This is a genomic window from Micromonospora arborensis (assembly GCF_003205615.1).
Classification (GTDB): Bacteria; Actinomycetota; Actinomycetes; order Mycobacteriales; family Micromonosporaceae; genus Micromonospora; species Micromonospora arborensis.
This window is the reverse complement of sequence record NZ_PYBV01000129.1, coordinates 1-250: the sequence shown is the minus strand read 5'-3', so window position 1 is coordinate 250 and position 250 is coordinate 1. Positions and strand designations below refer to the sequence as shown.

The 250-nt window shown below is 76.8% G+C and carries 1 pseudogene; it reads right to left on the bottom strand.

Annotated elements, in window-relative coordinates:
* Window positions 1-49: 49 nt before the first annotated feature.
* Window positions 50-250: pseudogene (locus C7C45_RS34645) on the bottom strand (hypothetical protein); the annotation flags it as partial.

Genomic DNA, 250 nt, shown 5'->3' with positions numbered 1-250 from the left:
GGCGACCACAGAAATCTACCCTCTTGCCCTACCCGCCGCCCTTCCGTGCTCACCCACCGCGCACCTCCCGGGTCTGCTGCACCCGGAGCCCCCCCGCCGGGGCCGCCAGGCCGACCGCACAGACGACCGCCGACCCCCAACGGGTCGCTTCCACCCGGGCCACCCCCAAGGCCCGCGCCGCCAGGCCCACCGGCGTGACCAGATACCCGAAGAAGGCGCCGGGCCCCCCGGGCCGCTCCCCACCGCCGAC